13 protein-coding genes are annotated in these 16,944 nt (G+C 70.6%); 6 read left to right on the top strand and 7 right to left on the bottom strand.

What is annotated here, in order from left to right:
• Window positions 1–76 precede the first annotated feature (76 nt).
• From dnaN to MVG78_RS16620, 5 genes are all read right to left on the bottom strand, one after another.
• A complete protein-coding gene (gene dnaN / locus MVG78_RS16640) occupies window positions 77–1,216 on the bottom strand; it encodes a DNA polymerase III subunit beta (RefSeq protein ID WP_247553495.1) in 1,140 nt (379 codons plus the stop codon).
• A gap of 185 nt (window positions 1,217–1,401) precedes the next feature.
• Entirely contained in the window at window positions 1,402–2,874 is a 1,473-nt protein-coding gene (gene dnaA / locus MVG78_RS16635; protein ID WP_247560479.1) for a chromosomal replication initiator protein DnaA, read from the bottom strand.
• Between the two features lie 364 nt (window positions 2,875–3,238).
• Entirely contained in the window at window positions 3,239–3,517 is a 279-nt protein-coding gene (rpsT, locus tag MVG78_RS16630; RefSeq protein ID WP_247553484.1) for a 30S ribosomal protein S20, read from the bottom strand.
• Window positions 3,518–3,671: 154 nt separating this feature from the next.
• Window positions 3,672–4,451 (bottom strand): enoyl-CoA hydratase, encoded by a 780-nt coding sequence (locus MVG78_RS16625; RefSeq protein WP_027280554.1) that lies wholly within the window; start codon window positions 4,449–4,451, stop codon window positions 3,672–3,674.
• Window positions 4,452–4,570: 119 nt separating this feature from the next.
• Window positions 4,571–6,001, bottom strand: coding sequence for a nucleobase:cation symporter-2 family protein (locus MVG78_RS16620; protein WP_247553482.1), 1,431 nt, complete (start codon window positions 5,999–6,001; stop codon window positions 4,571–4,573).
• Between the two features lie 317 nt (window positions 6,002–6,318).
• Between MVG78_RS16620 and MVG78_RS16615 the strand changes: the two genes are divergently transcribed.
• From MVG78_RS16615 to MVG78_RS16595, 5 genes are all read left to right on the top strand, one after another.
• Window positions 6,319–6,741, top strand: a complete 423-nt coding sequence (locus tag MVG78_RS16615; protein ID WP_247553481.1) for an Lrp/AsnC family transcriptional regulator — start codon at window positions 6,319–6,321, stop codon at window positions 6,739–6,741.
• Window positions 6,742–6,871: 130 nt separating this feature from the next.
• Window positions 6,872–8,560, top strand: coding sequence for a glycoside hydrolase family 13 protein (locus tag MVG78_RS16610; RefSeq protein WP_247553479.1), 1,689 nt, complete (start codon window positions 6,872–6,874; stop codon window positions 8,558–8,560).
• Window positions 8,561–8,722: 162 nt separating this feature from the next.
• Window positions 8,723–10,117 (top strand): glutathione-disulfide reductase, encoded by a 1,395-nt coding sequence (gene gorA, locus MVG78_RS16605; RefSeq protein ID WP_247553477.1) that lies wholly within the window; start codon window positions 8,723–8,725, stop codon window positions 10,115–10,117.
• A 113-nt stretch (window positions 10,118–10,230) separates the two neighbouring features.
• Window positions 10,231–11,613: a class II 3-deoxy-7-phosphoheptulonate synthase gene (locus MVG78_RS16600; protein WP_247553475.1), complete on the top strand. Its 1,383-nt coding sequence runs from the start codon at window positions 10,231–10,233 to the stop codon at window positions 11,611–11,613.
• A 158-nt stretch (window positions 11,614–11,771) separates the two neighbouring features.
• Window positions 11,772–12,971: a beta/alpha barrel domain-containing protein gene (locus tag MVG78_RS16595; RefSeq protein ID WP_428480682.1), complete on the top strand. Its 1,200-nt coding sequence runs from the start codon at window positions 11,772–11,774 to the stop codon at window positions 12,969–12,971.
• A gap of 55 nt (window positions 12,972–13,026) precedes the next feature.
• Here the strand turns inward: MVG78_RS16595 and MVG78_RS16590 are convergent, their stop codons facing one another.
• Window positions 13,027–13,182 carry a hypothetical protein gene (locus MVG78_RS16590; RefSeq protein WP_247553473.1) on the bottom strand — a complete coding sequence of 52 codons (156 nt, stop codon included), beginning with the start codon at window positions 13,180–13,182 and terminating at the stop codon, window positions 13,027–13,029.
• Between the two features lie 284 nt (window positions 13,183–13,466).
• On the opposite strand from MVG78_RS16590, the gene MVG78_RS16585 reads away from it, so the two are divergent.
• Window positions 13,467–15,785: a methyl-accepting chemotaxis protein gene (locus MVG78_RS16585; protein ID WP_247553471.1), complete on the top strand. Its 2,319-nt coding sequence runs from the start codon at window positions 13,467–13,469 to the stop codon at window positions 15,783–15,785.
• Window positions 15,786–15,819: 34 nt separating this feature from the next.
• Here the strand turns inward: MVG78_RS16585 and MVG78_RS16580 are convergent, their stop codons facing one another.
• A complete protein-coding gene (locus MVG78_RS16580; RefSeq protein WP_247553460.1) occupies window positions 15,820–16,869 on the bottom strand; it encodes a 2OG-Fe(II) oxygenase family protein in 1,050 nt (349 codons plus the stop codon).
• Window positions 16,870–16,944: the final 75 nt, after the last annotated feature.

Genomic DNA, 16,944 nt, shown 5'->3' with positions numbered 1-16,944 from the left:
GGGAAGCCGCATCGCCATCACAGATGGCGATGCGGCGGCGCCCGGACAATCCAGGCGGGAGGCAGGGAAGGGCGGGTCAGACCCGCATCGGCATCAGCACATAGAGCGCGCTGGCCTTGTCCTCGTCCTGCACGATGGTGGGGGCGGAACCGTCGGAGAAGCGGAACACCACCTGGCCCTGCACCTGGTCGGTGATGTCCTTCAGGTAGCGGGCCTGGAAGCCGATCTCCAGAGGCGTGGAGGCGTAGCTGACGGCATCCGCGTCCAGTTCCTCGCGCGCCTGCCCCTGCTCCGGGGAAGAGGCGGTGAGGACGAGCTGGTTCCTGCCCAGCGCCAGCTTCACCGGCCGCGAACGCTCGGAGGAGATGGCCGCCACCCGGTCCACCGCCTGGGCGAAGAGGGCGCGGTCCACCTTGAGCTCCTTGTCGTTGCCCTTGGGGATGACGCGCTCGTATTCCGGGAAGGTGCCGTCGATCAGCTTGGAGGTCAGCGTCACCGGGCCGAGGCGGAACTGGATCTTGGTGTCGGAGAGCCGCACCTCGACCGTCGCATCCTCGCCCGAGGCCTCGTCGGCCAGCTTGCGCACCTCGCCCACCGTCTTGCGCGGCACGATCACCCCCGGCATGCCCGAGGCGCCCTCCGGCAGCGGTGCCTCGACGCGGGCGAGGCGGTGTCCGTCGGTCGCCACGGCGCGCAGCACCTTGCCATCCTCGCCCTCCGCGACATGCAGGTAGATGCCGTTCAGGTAGTAGCGCGTCTCCTCGGTGGAGATGGCGAAGCGGGTGCGGTCCACCAGCTCGCGCAGCGTCGCGGCGGGCAGGCTGAAGCGGTGCGGCAGCTTGCCCTCCGTCATCGCCGGGAAATCCTCGACCGGCAGCACCATCAGCGAGGTCACGTAGCGCCCGGCGCGCAGGCCCAGCGGCGCATCGCCGCCCGCCTGGTCGAACTCCACCTTCAGCCCGTCGCCCAGCTTGCGCGCGATCTCGTAGAGCGTCGCCGCCGGGGCGGTGCAGCGGCCCGGCTGCGTCACCTCGACGCCGCTGGTGATCTCCTCCACCACCGCGATCTCCATGTCGGTGGCGGTCAGCGTCAGCCGGTCCTGCGCGGCATCCAGCAGGACATTGGCCAGGATGGGGATGGTGTTGCGACGCTCGACGACGCTCTGGACATGCGCGAGCGCCTTCAGCAGCACCGCCCGGTCCACCGTGAACTTCATCGGCGCCTATCCTCGAAGCTGTTGGGGGTCCCGGAGCCGGGGACCCTGCGTTGACAAGGGGACATTCCTATCATCCCGCCCAAACCCGGGGAAGCGGGGCACCCGCCCGCATTTCGGCCCCCATTCCGGCGCGGCCGGGCGGAGCGGAAGGGGGTGGCGCCCGGGAACCCGGCGCCGGGGGGAGATTAGGTCTCCAGCATCCGCCGCAGCAGCTCGACATCCTCGGCGAAGCCGGCATCCTGCTGCATCAGCTCCTGCACCTTGGCCACGGCATGCATGACGGTGGTGTGGTCACGATTGCCGAACTTGCGCCCGATCTCGGGCAGGGAGCGCGAGGTGAGCTGCTTGGCCAGGTACATCGCCACCTGCCGCGGCCGGGCCACATTGCGGGCGCGGCGGGCCGAGGACATGTCGGCGAGGCGCATGTTGTAGTGCTCGGCGACGCGCTTCTGGATCTCCTCGATCGTCACGCGGCGGTCATGGGCGCGCAGGATGTCGTGCAGGACCTCCTGGCAGCTTTCCAGCGTCACCGGGCGGCCGAACAGGCCGGAATGGGCGATCAGCCGGTTCAGCGCGCCTTCCAGCTCCCGCACGTTCGAGGTGATCTTGTGCGCGAGGTATTCCAGCACCCGCGCCGGCACCGGGATGCCCGCCGCCTGCGCCTTGGCCTCCAGGATCGAGATGCGCAACTCGTAGGTGGTGGCGTGGATATCGGCCACCATGCCGCAGCCGAGCCGTGTGCGCAGCCGGTCCTCCAGCCCCGACAGGTCGGAGGGCGACTTGTCGGCGGAGACCACGATCTGCTTGCCGGCATCCACCAGCGCGTTGAAGGTGTGGAAGAACTCCTCCTGCGTGTTGTCCTTGCCGATCAGGAACTGCAGGTCGTCGATCATCAGGACGTCGACGGAGCGGAGGCTCTCCTTGAACTCCATCGTGCTCTGCGAACGCAGCGCCGCGATGAAGCGGTACATGAACTTCTCGGCGGACATATAGGCCACCGAGCGGTCGAGGCCGGGCTCGCGCAGCGCCCAGGCGATCGAATGCATCAGATGCGTCTTGCCCAGCCCGACGCCGCCATAGAGGAAAAGCGGGTTGAATCCCGGGCTCGCCGGCTTCTCCGCCACGCGGCGGGCGCAGGCATAGGCGAACTCGTTCGGCTTGCCGACCACGAAGCTGTCGAAGGTGAAGCGCGGATCGAGCGGCGCCGCCCAGTCGTTGCGGGGATCGGCGTTGCGGGGATCGGCGGCCCGGGCGGGATCGGCGGCGCGGGCCTCGGCCGGGCGTGCCTGCTCCGGCAGGGCACGCGGCATGGCCTCGCCGTCCACCGTCGCGCCATCGGCCGCCGGTGCCGGCGCCACGCGGATGTCCACCCGGCGCACGCCCAGATTCTCGGCCTGCCAGAGCGCGCGCAGCCTGTCCCCGTACTGGCTGCGCAGCCAGTCGCGCAGGAAGCGGGAGGGCACCTGCACCACCGCCTCCTCGCCCTCGATGGCCGCCAGGGTCATCTGGCGCATCCAGGTGCGGTACTCGATTTCGCCGATTTCCTCGCGCAGGCGGCCACGGATGCGCGCCCAGGCCTCGGTGACATTGGCGGAATCCAGGCCGGTGCCGGAGAGGACGGGAGAGGGGCTGCCGAGGTCTTCCTGCTGCATGAGCATCCGCATCCTCTCTCCGAACCGCGGCTCGCGCCGCTCTCCCTCGACCGGCCGACAGGGCCGGATAACCTGGCCTGACCCGGACCGGCTCCGTCACCACCCTTGGCGAAAAGGGGGGCGCGTGGTACCCCCTCTCCCATCCAGGGTGGGGGCACATCAGCGCGAAGCCCGGAGCCGATCAAGAAGAGTCAGAGCGAGGCCCCGACTCCCGAGTCACACTGTTGCAACGAAGCCGTGAAGAGCCAACCAAAATTCGGATGACGTCTTAGCCTCATCGGCTAACTGCTTTGAAAAGCCTGCAAAAATTACGGCCCGAATCAGAACGATCCGGGCCGTCAACACACCTACCAGAGGTGTGATCGAATTTTTAGCCCTGCACCGTGGCGCCCAGCGCCTTCACGCGGGCGGACAGGCGGGAGAGCTTGCGGCCCACGGTGTTGGCGTGCAGCACGCCCTTCGTGACAGCGCGCATCATCTCCGGCTGGAAAGCCTGATAAGCGGCCTGGGCCTGGCTCTTGTCGCCGGCGGCGAGCGCGTCCTCGAGCTTGCGCAGGAAGGTGCGCACGCGGGAACGGCGGGCGGTGTTGCGCGCGTTGCGCTTCTCGGTCTGACGGATGCGCTTACGCGCAGAGGGCGTGTTCGCCATGAGCTGTACTGACTGCCGATCTGTCTGTGGAACGCCGCCACCCTCCAGGACAGGACCAGGGGGACAGCAGAAGGTCGGGGCTTCTAGACCCCACGCGGGCGCGAAGTCAACCGCAAACCCCCGCGCGGGAGGGGGCGGGGGAGGGGCAAGGCGGTCAGCCGCGCCCGAAATCGGGCTTCCGCTTCTCGACGAAGGCGGCCATGCCCTCGACCTGCCCCGGCGTGCCGAAGAGGCTGAGGAAGAGCTGGCGCTCCAGCCGCACGCCCTCCCGCAGCGTGGTCTCGAAGGCGGCGTTGACGGCGGCCTTGGCCATGGCGACCGAGGTCGGGGGGAGGGCGGCGATCCGCGCCGCCATCTCCAGGACCTGGGGCAGCAGTTCCGCCGCCGGCACCACCCGCGCCACCAGCCCGCTGCGCTCGGCCTCCGCGGCATCCATGATCCGCGCGGTCAGGATCAGGTCCATGGCCTTGGACTTGCCCACCGCCCGGGTCAGCCGCTGCGTGCCGCCGGCGCCGGGCAGGATGCCGATATTGATCTCCGGCTGGCCGAACTTCGCCGTGTCGGCGGCGACGATCATGTCGCACATCATCGCCAGCTCGCAGCCGCCGCCCAGCGCATGGCCCGCCACCGCCGCGATGACCGGCTTGCGCACCTGCAGGATCGTTTCCCAGCGCTGGCCGATGAAGTCGTTCCGGTAAACGTCCGGGAAGCGGCGGTCCTTCATCTCCCGGATATCGGCCCCGGCGGCGAAGGCGCGCTCGCTGCCGGTCAGCACGATGGCGCCGATCTCCTCATCGGCATCGAAGGCGAGCAGCGCCTCGCCCAGTTGCGCCATCAGCGAATCGCTGAGCGCGTTGAGCGCCTTGGGGCGGTCGAGCGTGATCAGGCCCACCCGCCCCTGCCGCTCCGACAGGACCAGTTTCTCGTCGGCCATCGGGGTTCCTCCGCTGCGTGGCGGGGAGGCTGTGGCCTGTGGCCGGCGAGGTCAATCCGCCGGGCCGGCAGCCCTGCCCTTCGGACAGGGCCGCGGCGATGGGGGAGGCCGCTCCGCCCTCAGGCGTGCTCCGCCGCCGCGGCCGCCGTGGCGGCGTCGCTGCGGGCCTGTTCCCGGCTGCCCAGGCCGTTGAAGAAGGCGTTCAGAGCCACCGCGACGATGGAGGCGAGCAGGATGCCGGATTCCAGCAGCGGGTGCAGCTCATGCGGCAGGGCCCGGAAGAAGTTCGGGGCCGCCAGCGGGATCATGCCGAAGCCCACGGACAGGGCGACGACGAAGAGGTTGTTCTGGTTGGTGCGGAAATCGACCTGGGCGAGGATGCGCGCCCCGGTGGCCGCCACCATGCCGAACATCACCAGCCCGGCGCCGCCGAGCACGACCTGCGGCACGGCCTCCACCAGCGCCGACATCTTCGGCAGCAGGCCGAGCGCCAGCATGATCACGCCCGCCGCCACGGTCACCCAGCGCGAGCGCACCCCGGTCACGCCCACCAGCCCGACATTCTGGGAGAAGGAGGTATAGGGGAAGGTGTTGAAGAGGCCGCCCAGCAGCGTGCCCAGCCCGTCGGCGCGCAACCCGCGGCTCAGCGCATCCTGGTCCACCGGGCGGCCGGTCATCTCCCCCAGGGCCAGGAACATGCCCAGGGATTCGATCATCACCACGACCATCACGATGCACATCGTGACGATGGGCACGAGGTGGAAGCTCGGCATGCCGAAATGGAAAGGCGTCACCACGGCGAACCAGGGGGCGGCCAGGACGCGCTCGAAATGCATCACCCCCATCAGGCTGGCCAGCACCGAGCCCGCCACGATGCCCAGCAGCACCGCGACATTGGCCACGAAGCCGCGCCCCCACTTGATCAGCGCCAGGATCACCAGCAGCACGAAGAGGGCGATGCCCAGCCCGGTGAGCTGGCCGTAATTCGGGTTGGCGTAGGAATAGGGCACGCCATCGACCACGCGCGTCAGCATGGGCAGCCCGCCGCCGGCCCAGTTGATGCCCACCCGCATCAGAGAGATGCCGATCACCAGGATGATGGTGCCCGTGACCACGGGCGGGAAAAGCGGCAGCAGCCGGCTGACGAAAGGGGCCACCAGCACCCCGAAGAGGCCGGCGGCGATCACCGAGCCGTAGATGCCCAGCAGCCCGACATCCGGCGTGGCGGCCATGGAGAGCATCGGCCCCACGGCGGCGAAGGTCACGCCCATCATCACCGGCAGGCGGATGCCGAAGCCGGGGAAGCCCAGGCACTGCACCAGCGTCGCCAGGCCGCAGGCAAAAAGGTCCGCGGAGATCAGGAAGGCGACCTCCTGCGGCGAAAGGTTCAGTGCCCGCCCGATGATCAGTGGCACCGCCACGGCGCCCGCATACATGACCAGCACGTGCTGAAGCGCGAGCGGCACCAGCTTCGGCAGCGGCAGCATCCGGTCCACCGGATGCGGGCCCGTGCCCGCCCGGCCAGCCCTGGCCCCCATGCGTCCCGACATCGGCGACTCCCTTGTTTTCCCTGGTTCCGGACGGGTGCTGGAAGGCCGCCGGATGCGATGCTGGAACGAACCGAAGCAAAGCCCGTGCCGGGGGATGGCCCTGTCCGGAGAGGGGCTCCTGATGAAAGAGCAGCCGGCGAGCCCAAGAAACGGGCCTCTTTCGCGTGAAGATGCGGCAGGCCGCCGTCACCACGGCCCCCTGGTGCCCGGATTGCTGAAGCGATAGAGCGGATCGTCAGAAACCCTGGCGATCCGTCAGCCCTGGGCTGCGGATTGCCGGGCTGGAACCGGGCGGCCACCTTCCGGACAGGCGATCCATGGACGATATCGACCGGAACCTCATCGCCCTGCTGCGGGACAATGCGCGCCTGCCGGTCGCGAGCCTGGCTTCCCTGCTGAAGGTCTCGCGCGGCACGGTGCAGAACCGGCTGGACCGCCTCCAGGCCAGCGGGGTGATCCAGGGCTTCACCCTGCGGCTGATGCCGGAGGCGGAGGCGGGACGGATCCGCGCCATCACCCTGATCGAGGTGGCCGGGGAACGGACCGAGGCGGTGCTGCGTTCCCTGCGCGGCATGGCGGAGGTGGCGGCGGTCCACAGCACGAATGGCCGCTGGGACCTCGTGGTGGAACTGGCGACCGGCACGCTGGAGGGTTTCGATGCCGCGCTCCAGCGGATACGACAGATCCGGGGCGTGGCCTCGACCGAGACCAGCCTTCTGCTGACCACGCACAAGGTCTGAGCGCCATGGCCCGGCGGCCGCCATGTCGTGGTGCCGCAAGGCCCTCGGGGCGGATGCCTCCCGCTTTCGCCTCAACCCCGCAGCGCGGCGGGTGTTGGGTGCGGCAGGACCAGCAAGCAGGACGACCGGCATGGATCAAGTCGCGACCGCGGCCCTTCCTTCCTCACACCGTCCCGGCGCCGAATGGTGGCGCTCGGCCGTGATCTACCAGATCTACCCGCGCTCCTTCGCCGATTCCGATGGTGACGGGGTGGGGGACCTGCCGGGCATCGCCGCCCGCCTGCCCTATGTGGCGCGGCTGGGGGTGGATGCGATCTGGCTCTCGCCCTTCTACCGCTCGCCGCAGGCCGATGGGGGCTACGATGTCGCGGATTACCGGGATGTGGACCCGCTCTTCGGCACGCTGGCGGATTTCGACCGCCTCCTGCACCAGGCCCATGCGCTGGGGCTGCGGGTGATCGTGGACCTGGTGCCGAACCACAGTTCGGATGAGCATCCCTGGTTCCAGGCGGCCCTCCGCACGCCGCCCGGGAGCCTGGAACGCGCACGCTATATCTTCCGCGACGGGCGCAGACCCCAGGGAGAGGCAACCGGCGGGGAGGTGCCGCCCAATGACTGGCGCAGCGTCTTCGGTGGCTCCGCCTGGTCACGCGCCCCTGGCGACACGCAGTGGTACCTGCACCTCTTCGACCGGCGGCAGCCGGATTTCGACTGGGAGCACCCCGAGGTCCGCGCCGAGTTCGAGAGCATCCTGCGCTTCTGGCTCGACCGGGGCGTGGACGGCTTCCGCGTCGATGTCGCACATGGGCTGGTCAAGGCCCCCGGCCTGCCGGAATGGAGCGGGCAGGCCACCATGATCGAGGGGGAGGACGGCGACGGCCCGGCACCCGACATGGGGCCGATGTGGGACCAGGAGGGAGTGCACGCGATCTACCGCGACTGGCGCCGCGTCCTGGCTGCCTATCCCGGCGACCGGATGATGGTGGCGGAGGCCTGGGTGAAGCCGCAGTCCCGCCTCGCCCGCTATGTCCGCCCGGATGAGATGCAGCAGGCTTTCAACTTCGACTACCTGACCGCCCTTTGGGACGCGGCGGAACTCCGGCGGGTGATCGACGCCTCCCTCCGGGCGGCCGCCGCCGTGGGGGCGCCGACCACCTGGGTCCTGTCCAACCACGACACGGTGCGCCATGCCTCCCGCTACGGGCTGTCTGTGCCGGGCACCCGCCCGCCCGGCATCGATGCGGCGGGCGAGCAGCCGGACGAGGCGCTGGGCCTGCGCCGCGCCCGGGCCATGGCGTTGCTGACCCTGGCCCTGCCGGGTTCGGCCTATATCTACCAGGGTGAGGAACTCGGCCTGCCGGAGCACACCACGCTGGAGGCCCGCCACCGCCAGGACCCCTCCTTCTTCCGCACCGGCGGGGCGGAGACCGGCCGCGACGGCTGCCGCGTGCCGATCCCCTGGGAGGCAGGGGCGCCGGGCTTCGGCTTCAGCCCCACCGGGGCGACCTGGCTGCCGCAGCCGGAGGACTTCCGCGCCTATGCGGCGGACCGTCAGGAAGGCGTGCCGGATTCCACCCTGGAACTCTACTGCCGCCTGCTGCGCCTACGGCGGGAGCATGGCCTGGGACAGGGGGATCTGGCCTGGGAGACCTCGCCCCCCGATGTGCTGCTGCTGCGCAATGGCGGGGTGCGGGTGGCCATCAACCTGGGGGAGGCATCGGTGCCCCTGCCGGAAGGCCGCCTCCTCGCCGCCAGCCTGCCGCTGGAGGGCGCGGCGGAACTCCCCGGCAATGCGGCGGTCTGGCTGGCGGCGGGCTGAACCCGCTTGCGGCAGACCTGCCTTGCCCGCGGCGCGGCCCGGACGCCGGGCCTTGCCCTGGGACCTTGCCCCCGGGTCTTGCCCCTGGGTCTTGCCCTGGGCACCGGAAGGCCCGACCTAGGGCGCCGGAACAGAGACGCCCCCCGTAGCCAAGGATTCCGGATGCCCTCCTACGACTTCGACCTCTTCGTGATCGGCGGCGGCAGCGCCGGCGTGCGCTGCGCCCGGATCGCCGCCGGCCATGGCGCGCGGGTGGGTATCGCGGAGAGCCGCTTCTGGGGCGGCACCTGCGTCAATGTCGGCTGCGTGCCCAAGAAGATCATGGTGCAGGCCGCCGAATACGGGCAGTGGGCGGCGGATGCCGCAGCCTTCGGCTGGGACATCGAGAACCGCGGCCATGACTGGTCGGTGCTGAAGGCGGCGCGGGACAAGGAGGTCGCGCGCCTCAACGGCATCTACCGCCGGCTGCTGGAGGGCAACGGCGCCCGGGTCTTCGAGGCCCATGCCCGCTTCCTGGACGAGCACACCCTGCAGGTCGGCGAGGAGCGGGTGACGGCGGAGCGCATCGTCATCGCCGTGGGCGGCCGCCCGATCCGGCCGGACCTGCCGGGCATCGACTGCGTGATGATCTCCGATGACCTCTTCACGCTGGAGAAGCGGCCGGAGAAGATCATCATCGTCGGCGGCGGCTATATCGGCGTGGAATTCGCCGGGCTGCTGCATGCGCTGGGCTCGGAGGTGGTGCTGACCTACCGCCAGAAATGGCCCCTGCGCGGCTTCGACCAGGAACTGCGCGAAGGGCTGGCCGAGGCGCTGACCGCCCAGGGGATCAAGATCAACCCGGGCGAGACCATCACCGGCTTCGGCGCGGCGGGCGACGGGCGGATCGTCGAGCTCGCCTCCGGCCGGGTGCTGGAGGCCGATGCCGTGCTGGTGGCGGTGGGGCGCGAGCCGGCGACCCAGGGCCTGGGGCTGGAGGAGGCCGGGGTGGCGGTCGATGCGCGCGGCGCCGTGGTGGTGGACGAGGACCACGCCACCAGCGTTCCGCATATCTATGCCCTGGGCGATGTCACGGACCGGCTGAACCTGACCCCCATGGCGACGGCGGTGGGCCATGCCCTGGCCGACACGCTGTTCGGCGGCAGGCCGCGCCGGGCCTCCTATGACAACGTGCCCAAGGCCGTCTTCTCCTCGCCGCCGATCGGCAGCGTCGGACTGACGGAGGAGGAGGCCGCGGCCCGGGGGCCGACCGACATCTACCTGACCCGCTTCACCCCGATGCGCCACACCATCAGCAAGCGGGAAGGGCGGCGCAGCCTGATGAAGGTGGTGGTGGATGCGAGGACCGACCGCCTGCTCGGCATCCATATGCTGGGGGAGGACGCGCCGGAGATCCTGCAGGGCTTCGCCGTGGCGGTGGTGAACGGGCTGACCAAGGCGCAGCTCGACGCCACCATCGGCATCCACCCGACCGCCGCCGAGGAGTTCGTCACCCTCCGCTCCCCCGCCCGGCGCGCGGGAGATATGGAGGATGAGGCAGGCCGGGAGGAGGCCTGACCCCCGGCTGGGGTTTACCCGAGGGGTTTTCCCTGGGGGCTTTCCCTGGGGGCTTTCCCTGGGGGCGGAACCACAGCTATGGTCCCGCCCCCGAAAACGGAAGCGCCACAACGATGACCAGCAAGGACTGGCACCCCGGATCCTGGCGCGACATGCCGATCCGCCAGGTGCCCGACTACCCCGACAGCAACGCCCTCGCGGCCGCGGAGGCGAAGCTCGCCTCCTTTCCACCGCTGGTCTTTGCCGGGGAGGCCGACCGCCTGACCGCCCGCCTCGCCGATGCGGCGGAAGGCCGCGCCTTCGTCCTCCAGGGCGGCGACTGCGCGGAGTCCTTCGCGGATTTCCGGGCCGACAACATCCGCGACACGTTCAAGGTGCTGTTGCAGATGGCGGTGGTGCTGACCTTCGGCGCCTCCCTGCCGGTGGTGAAGCTGGGCCGCATGGCCGGTCAGTTCGCCAAGCCGCGCTCCTCCGACACGGAGACGCGCAATGGCGAGACGCTGCCCTCCTATCGCGGGGACATCGTCAACGGGCCCGAATTCACCGCCGCCGCCCGGGTGCCCGATCCGTCACGCATGGAATTCGCCTATCTGCAATCGGCGGCCACGCTGAACCTGCTGCGCGCCTTCGCCACCGGCGGCTTCGCCGATCTGAACCAGGTGCATCGCTGGAACCTGGGCTTCGTGGCGCGCTCCCCGCTGGCAGAACGCTACCAGGACCTCGCGGCGCGCATCGACGAGACGCTGCGCTTCATGAAGGCTTGCGGCATGGAGAACGCGCCGCAGCTCCATGAGACGGAATTCTACACCTCGCACGAGGCGCTGCTGCTCGGCTACGAGCAGGCGCTGACGCGCGAGCCCTCGACGCATCCGCGCCGGCACTATGCCTGCTCGGCGCATTTCCTCTGGATCGGCGACCGCACGCGGCAGCCGGACGGAGCGCATGTCGAGTTCCTGAGCGGCGTCGCCAATCCGATCGGGTTCAAGGTCGGGCCGACCACCTCGGTGGAGGACCTGCTGCGCCTCACCGAGCGGCTGAACCCGCGCAACGTGCCGGGACGGCTGACGCTGATCACCCGCATGGGCGCCGGCAAGGTGGAGCAGCACCTGCCGCCGCTGCTGCGCGCCATCAAGGCCGAGGGACGCAAGGTCACCTGGATCACCGACCCGATGCACGGCAACACCGTGCCGGCCGGCGGCTACAAGACCCGCTCCTTCGACGCCATCCTGCGGGAGGTGCGGAGCTTCTTCGACGTGCACCAGGCCGAGGGCACCTGGCCCGGCGGCGTGCATGTGGAGATGACGGGCGCCGACGTGACGGAATGCCTGGGCGGCGCGCACCGGCTGACCGAGGCGGACCTGTCGCGCTCCTATGCCACGGCCTGCGACCCGCGCCTGAACGCGGAGCAGTCGCTGGAGCTGGCCTTCCTGGTGGCCGAGGAGCTCAAGGCCCGCCGGCCAGGCACGAGCAGCCTGCCGCTCCAGGCCGCGCAGTAGCCCCCGTTCCCGGCGGGGCGGTGCGGAGCTGCATCGCCCCGGCGGCATGGGTGGCCGCCCGTTGGCGTGCCACAGTCGGCCTGCCACAGCCAGGACGCCGTGCCGCGCCTCACCCGGGGGGCACGCGCGGGCCGATGGATCGAGGGAAGGAAAAGGGAATGGCGGATCCCGCTGCGGACCCAACCCCCAGGGCGCAGGACGCCGGGTCACAGGAAGCCGGGGCGCGGGGCAGGGCGGCGCTGGAGGCGGAGATCACCGCCCGCACCGACAGCTACTTCAACCGCACCAAGGCGATCGTGTCGGCGCATGGCGATTGCCGCGTCACCTATGCCGTCTTCCTGCGCCGGCCGGTGATCTCCGCGCCGCGCCTCGCGCTGGAATGGCTGCGGCGGGTGACGGCGGAGCGCGGGCTGGAGGTGCAGATCGATCTGATGCACCCCGAGGGAAGCTGGGTCGGCGCCGGCGATCCGCTGATCTACGTCACCGGCTCCTTCGTGGGGCTGGTGGATCTGGAAACGCTGCTGCTGCAGCAGGTGGGGCCGCCCTGCGTCGCCGCCCACAACGCCTACCAGATGTGCCTGGAACTGCCGAAGACCCCCTTCCTGGCCATGGATGCGCGGCACTGCGCCGGTGCCGACATGCAGGAGATGATGGCCTATGCCGCCGCCACCGGCGGCAATGCCGCCCGGAAGGAAGGCGCGCGCGGCTTCGTCGGCAATGCCAGCAACGTCACCGCGCACTGGTTCGGCACCGGGGCCGGGCTGGGCACGATGCCGCATGCGCTGATCGGCTATGCCGGCTCCACCCTGCGTGCCGCGGAGATGTTCCGCGAGACCTATCCGGACGACGACCTCACCGTGCTCACCGACTATTTCGGGCGGGAGATCACGGACGGGCTGGCGGTCTGCCGCCGCTTCCCGGACCTCGCCGCGGCGGGCCGGATCTCGGTGCGGCTGGACACGCATGGCGGCCGCTATCTGGAAACGCTGGACCCCGGCGAATCCTATGCGGTGCTGGAGCGCAACATGCCCGGTGCCATCCGCCGCTACCGCACCGAGGAGGAGCTGCGCTTCCTGGTCGGCACCGGCGTCTCCGCCGCCGCCATCTGGCGGATGCGGGAGGCGCTGGACGAGGCGGGCTTCCCGAAGGTGCGGATCATCGTCTCCTCCGGCTTCTCCGTCGCCAAGTGCCGCGTGATGGCGGAGGCCAGGGCACCGCTCGATGTCGTCGGCACCGGCTCCTTCATCCCCGACCGCTGGAGCGAGACCTACGCGACGGCGGATATCGTGGCCTATGACGGCGTGCCGCGGGTCAAGGTCGGGCGCGAGTTCCTGCTGCGCGGCGGCAGGCCCGGCTGATCCCGGGCGCCGTTCCCGGGGCTCCCGCAGTGGTGGGACCCCTGGGCTTCCCGGGTCAGAAGAACGGAAATCCCCTGGTGGCGTCGAGGATGTCCAGTCCGAAATGCCGGCAGGCATCCTCCATCAGCCTGACGGTCAGGACCGTCAGCGCGACCACGATCATGCCGAGGGCCGTCTTCGCCCCGGTCTGGGCGGCGAGCAGCGCCTGCATGTTCTGCGCCGTCCCGGGTCTCCCGACCTGACGCGACCACAGGCGAAACCGCTGTTTCCATTCCTCCAGCACGCTGCATGTCCCCCAGGCTGTGGCGAAAGGCGCTCTCTTGCTCCCGAACTTTGCCATCGGTTCGCGCAATGAGAAAGAGTACGGAATTTGATACTTCCGATGCATCACCTGATCCTTGGCGCCGGAATTCCGTGGCACAGGCACCTTCCGGCATTCACCGGCATTTCACCTTTCCACTCCATCCTTCCCGCATTTGAGTGCTGGGGGTTTGGATGCGCCTGTATCGTGATCTCTCCGTGGGGCGGAAACTGGCCGTCTCGGCCGGGCTGACGCTGCTTCTGCTCGGGACGCTGCCGGCCGTGATCTGGCAGGAAGCGGGCAGCATCAGCCATCAGGCGGAGGAGTTCTCGCAGGCCAGCAGGACGGCGCTGCGCCTCAACGACCTGTCCGACACGGTCCAGGAGGTTCCGGCCCTGGCCCTCACCCTGCGTGCGGCGCAGACGGGGGAAGCCGTGCGGGATGTCAGGGACCGGGCGCGAAACCAGCTGCGGCAGGCGGAGGAGCGGGGAGAGGGCCTGCTGCGCGATGTGCCGGACGCGCTGCGGGGGAGGCTGGCGGAACTGCCCGCGCTGTTGCGGGCCTATGCCGGCGCGGTGGATGAGATGGCCGGCAGCCGCCAGCGCCTGTTGCAGGCCCGCGACGACCGCTTCTATCCCACCAGCAACGCGATCGACCAGGCGATGGAAAGCGTGTTCAGCGCCATCGAGTTCGATACGGACAGCAATTCCGCGGCCACCGAACTGCGCGAACGGATGGCGAACTTCCAGAATGCGGTGAACGACATCCGCTTCGGGCTGCAGCGCTTCCTGATCACGCAGGATGGCCAGCAGACGCGCCGCATCCGCGCGGCCATCGCGCAGCAGAGGGTCCATCTGCAATCGGCCGTCAACGTGCCGATGGCGGAGCGGCTGAAGGAGGATGTGCGGAAGGCGGGCCGCCTGGCGGGGGAGATGATCGCGGCGACGGAGGAGATCCTGGGTGCCGGCGAGGCGCTGGAGGGCATCATGGCCCAGAAGATCCAGCCCGCTGCCCAGGCCCTGCGGGAGATCGGCGACAGCACCGGCCAGACGCTGGCGGCGCGCGTGGTCCAGGCGGATGCGGGGGTGGCGGGCTCGATCCAGCGTTTGTGGAAGCTGCCGCTGATCCTGGGCGGCGTCGTGGCGCTGCTGCTGGCGGTCTCGGGCTGGATCAATGCGCGGGCCATCGGGGCGCCGATGCGCCGCCTCGCCGGGGCGGTCGCCGCCATCGCCGGCGGCGATGTCCGGCAGCCCGTGCCCGATCGCGGCCGGCGCGACGAGATCGGGGCGATCGCCCAGGCGCTGGAACGGCTGCGCGAAGTGGTGGGCGAGGCCTTCGCGCGGGGGCAGATGATCGAGCAGCTTCCGGTCGGCATCATGACCGCCGATCCGAGGGACGAGTTCCGCATCACCTATGTGAACGCCGGCATGGCCGCGCTGCTGGAGCGGCTGCGCGGCGTGCTGCCCTGCGCGCCGGAGGCGGTGAAGGGCCGGAGCATCGACATCTTCCATGCCCATCCGCAGGGCGCGCGCACCATCCTGTCCGACCCGTCGCGCCTGCCCCACCGCACCCGGATCACGCTGGGCGGGGAGGTCTTCGACCTGAGCGCCACGGCCATCACCGATGCCGCCGGCGGCTATGTCGGCCCGATGCTGAGCTGGGCCCTGGTGACGGAGCAGGCGCGGTTGGCCGATGTCTTCGAGGCGGAGGTGGGCCGGCAGGTGGACGGCGTGGCCAGCCGTGCCGATGAGCTACGGCAGGCGGTGGAAGCGGTGTCCGCCTCCGCCGCGGATTCCGGGGAGCGCGCCCGGCAGGTGGCCGATATCTCCCGCCAGTCCAGCGCCGATGTACAGGCGGTGGCGGCGGCGGCGGAGGAAATGGCCGCCAGCGTCAGCGAGATCACCCGCCGTGTCGGCGAGGCCGCGAGCGTGGCGGGGCAGGCGGTGAGCGAGGTGCAGTCCACCGATTCCATCGTGCGTTCGCTGAGCGAGAGCGCCGGGCGCATCGGCGACGTGGTGCGGCTGATCTCCGACATCGCGGGGCAGACCAACCTGCTGGCGCTGAACGCGACGATCGAGGCGGCGCGGGCCGGCGAGGCGGGCAAGGGCTTCGCGGTGGTGGCCGGGGAGGTGAAGGGCCTGGCCGCCCAGACCGCCCGCGCTACCGAGGAGATCACCGCGCAGATCGGCCAGATGCAGTCGGCGACCGCCGAGGCGGTGTCCGCCATCCAGGGCATCGGCAGCACGGTGGAGCGCACCAGCGAGATCGCCACCGCCATCGCGGCGGCGGTGGAGCAACAGGGCAGCACAACGCGTGAGATCGCCCGCTCGGCGGCGCAGATGGCGGAAGGCAGCGGCATGGTGGCCGATGCCATCGGCCAGGTGCAGGGCGCGGCGGAACAGACCGGCGCGGCGGCGGCGCAGATCATGGCCGCCAGCAGCGACCTGTCGGAGCGCGCGGCCAGCCTGCGCGCCCAGGCGGGCAGCTTCCTGGGGGCGATCCGGGCCGCGTGATGGCGGGGCCGGGTGCGGGGCCGGGCCGGGGGACTCAGCCCTGCATCCGGACAGCGCCTTCCTGGCCTGCGCCGCGCTGGCGGATCATCTCCTGCTCCGCCTGCGCGCCCTCGGCATCGGTGAAGAAGGTGAAGATCGCGAAGCGGCGGCCGCGCGTGACCGGCAGTGCCTCATGCAGCAGGTCGCAGCAGAAGACCGCGCCGCCGCCGGCCTCCGGCGCGTACCGGTCGGGGCCGAATTCGGGGAAGGTGAGGGTGCCGCCGTCGTAATCCATCCCCTGGCTGTTGAGGTTCAGGCTGAGCGCGAAGCGGCGGTGGCGGGTGAAGGGGGTGCGGTTGTCGCGATGCGCGCCGAAGGCCCCGGCCTCCGCGGAATCATAGCAGCCGATGCGCGGCGGCTCGAAGCTCGCGGCGCGGAAGCGGAAGGCCCGCATCATCTCCGGCAGCACGCGCCGCTTCAGGCGCTCGGCGAAGGTGGCGTAGAGTTGCCGGTCGTCCAGCGCGACATCCGCGCGCCGCTTGATGCTGGCGGCGGCCTTGGCGGCCCCGGCGGCGCTGGCCACGCGGTCCTTCACCTTCTCCCCGGCCTGCCAGTGCCGCAGCAGGGCCGAGACCAGCGGCGGTTCCAGGATATCGGGGATGATCAGCACCGGGGCCGGAGTGCCCCTCAGCACTGGCGGGGCAGGCGGTACCAGCGTGTCGAGCACCTCCTCCAGCGCCCCGGGGCCAGCGGCGACATGGCCGATCTTGCCACGCGCCAGCAGCACCGCGGCGCCACCCTTCGCCCCAAGGCCGAGCATGCCGGCGAGCTGCCGCTCCGGATCGAAGACGCGGGAGAGCGCTTCCTCGCGCGGGATGCCGTCCGGCGGCGCGGCCTCCACCAGCACGAGCATGGCGCCGAGGGCGCGGGCCTTGCGCTCCGCTTCCAGCAGCGCCGCCTCTTCCGGGAAGGGCGGCAGCAACAGGATGCGGTGCAGATGGGCGATGGACTGGTGCGTCACGTCCCAGGCTCCGCCCTGCGCATCCGGCAGGGTCAGCGAGGCGACGAAATCCCCAGGGCTCAGGCGCGGCAGGGTCTGGCTCATACGCGGATTTGTCCCGCGCCCCGGCCAGGGATGGCAAGGGGCTCCGGGCTGGGAGGCGGCCCGTGCAGGAATGGA

It is taken from the genome of Roseomonas gilardii subsp. gilardii, assembly GCF_023078375.1.
GTDB lineage: Bacteria > Pseudomonadota > Alphaproteobacteria > Acetobacterales > Acetobacteraceae > Roseomonas > Roseomonas gilardii.
The sequence above is the reverse complement of the archived record's forward strand: the minus strand, read 5'-3'. Positions and strand labels throughout refer to the sequence as shown.